The sequence below is a fragment of the Microcoleus sp. F4-D5 genome (assembly GCF_036704885.1).
Lineage (GTDB): Bacteria > Cyanobacteriota > Cyanobacteriia > Cyanobacteriales > Microcoleaceae > Microcoleus.
This window is the reverse complement of sequence record NZ_JAUBSX010000183.1, coordinates 1-1,793: the sequence shown is the minus strand read 5'-3', so window position 1 is coordinate 1,793 and position 1,793 is coordinate 1. Positions and strand designations below refer to the sequence as shown.

Here is a 1,793-nt window from a genome sequence, read left to right as displayed (position 1 = left end):
ACACTCGTAGCCTAAAGGCTACAACTGCGTTTCATCCCCGGCTTAAAAGACCGGGGTTCTCACGCGACGCGCTATAGGGTGCTAATCGTAAGTGCGATTTATCAAAAAAGAGCTTTTCCCATATTCTGGACACTGTTAGATAAAGATGGGGCTTCTAATTTAGCCCAACAGCAACAAGTGTTACGTCCAGTTATTCGACTGCTAAAAAGATATAAATTAGTAATTGTTGGCCAGCGTTAATTTCACACCATATAGCTAGCAGAATGGTTGCACCGCCAGCACCTGAGCTTTGTACTGCGTAAAAAATGCAATACAACCTTTCGAGAAAAGATACAGCCATTTCAATCCCTAGAGAGCATTCAAGTTCAACCAGGCATTCATCTATTCTCTCCGAAAATTAGGGTTCTTTCGTAGTTAGTATGCTAAATTTCTAGGAAAATGCCAAAAAAGTAAAGCTCCCGTTTCAAAATTGTTAAAATTCCTCAAACCAAATCCACTAAGTTTTAAAAGTTTTAATTTGTGATTAATTCCCTCAACTATGACATTAGTTGTTCTTTGTTCAAAATACCCGACTACCTCAGCCAACCACCTTTTGATGCTGGAGACGCTCTTTTTATAGTAGGTTCTGATTTTTTTTACCAATGAATTAGGCCTAATGTTCCTTGTCCAAAATCCCAACTATTTTCAAATGAGTTATGAAACTCTTCTTTTAATGAGTGCATAATTTTAACTATAGCAATCCTTGCACTTACCTTTTAAACTATTAAACAATTTAACTTTTTATTTAAGATTTAGTGATTTTTCTAGTTGATTTTGGTCAATTATGGCTTGATTTAATTGTTCATAAATTATTTTTGTAACATCAAATATATCTACTATCGTCACCCAGGCTTTCGGACATAATTTATTCACCAACAAGTTATAATCATAACTCATATCCATGCTGATTTATTGAAGTTAAGAAAATAATTTATATTCCATATCAGCATCACTTTTTATATCTCTGAGTGTTTTATTTCTGGCGTTAAACCTAATAGCTTAGGTGTTAGTAACTTTACTAACACAACAATAAAATATCATGGATATTTAAATCAGCTAATTTCATCTATTCTTAATAGAAAAAAATCTCAATATCAACATTCATGATACTTTGAGCTGCTGCCATCCATCACCATTGATTCAACTTGTTCTGCTGTTAATTTATTATTTTTGGCACTATTATTAATAACTTGTTTTGCAATACTTTCGGCGTACATTTGAGTAAATCTCTTGGGATTTTCAACAAAATCTAAGAGTTAGCTAACAGTTTTTTTACATGATTTACATTTAAAGTGTTGGCGATAGACTTTGATAATTATTTGTCTTGTTTATTAGTAATTTGCAAATTTCTAACTAAATGCGTTTTATTTTGATAAATACGGCAGTTTGTTTATCCGCATTTTGGGAAAAATACTGTTTTATTTTTGACGATAACTGGTTAAATAATTATTTATTCTGTCTCTAAGCTATCCTCTACGATTACACCAGGTAGATTCAGGATTTTTGTCATTAATTTTTCATATTTTACTTAAATACTTGCTGTTTTCATAACAGTTTAGCATACTAAGTACGAAAAAACCTAAAATGCGGTCATTTGTAAGATTTCATGGTAACAAGCAGTGGCAAGGGGTACCCATTGATGTATTTTATTCAGGAATTTGTACGACGAGTAAATATCATTGGTAACAAGTTAGAAAAGAGTAGATTTTGTCAATACCTATGTGTGTAGATATCCACTAACTAATAATGATAAT

3 protein-coding genes are annotated in these 1,793 nt (G+C 32.2%); all 3 read right to left on the bottom strand.

Annotated elements, in window-relative coordinates; genetic code table 11:
* Positions 1 to 414: 414 nt before the first annotated feature.
* The 3 genes from QUA80_RS33440 to QUA80_RS33430 all read right to left on the bottom strand — a co-directional run bounded on the left by QUA80_RS33440 (position 415) and on the right by QUA80_RS33430 (position 1,256).
* The gene (locus QUA80_RS33440; protein ID WP_333429193.1) at positions 415 to 585 is read right to left on the bottom strand and encodes a transposase; all 171 of its coding nucleotides are present in this window, start codon (positions 583 to 585) and stop codon (positions 415 to 417) included.
* A gap of 195 nt (positions 586 to 780) precedes the next feature.
* Positions 781 to 936: a hypothetical protein gene (locus QUA80_RS33435; RefSeq protein ID WP_333429192.1), complete on the bottom strand. Its 156-nt coding sequence runs from the start codon at positions 934 to 936 to the stop codon at positions 781 to 783.
* A gap of 197 nt (positions 937 to 1,133) precedes the next feature.
* On the bottom strand, positions 1,134 to 1,256 hold the full coding sequence (locus QUA80_RS33430) for a hypothetical protein (protein ID WP_333429191.1): 123 nt from the start codon (positions 1,254 to 1,256) through the stop codon (positions 1,134 to 1,136).
* Positions 1,257 to 1,793 lie beyond the last annotated feature (537 nt).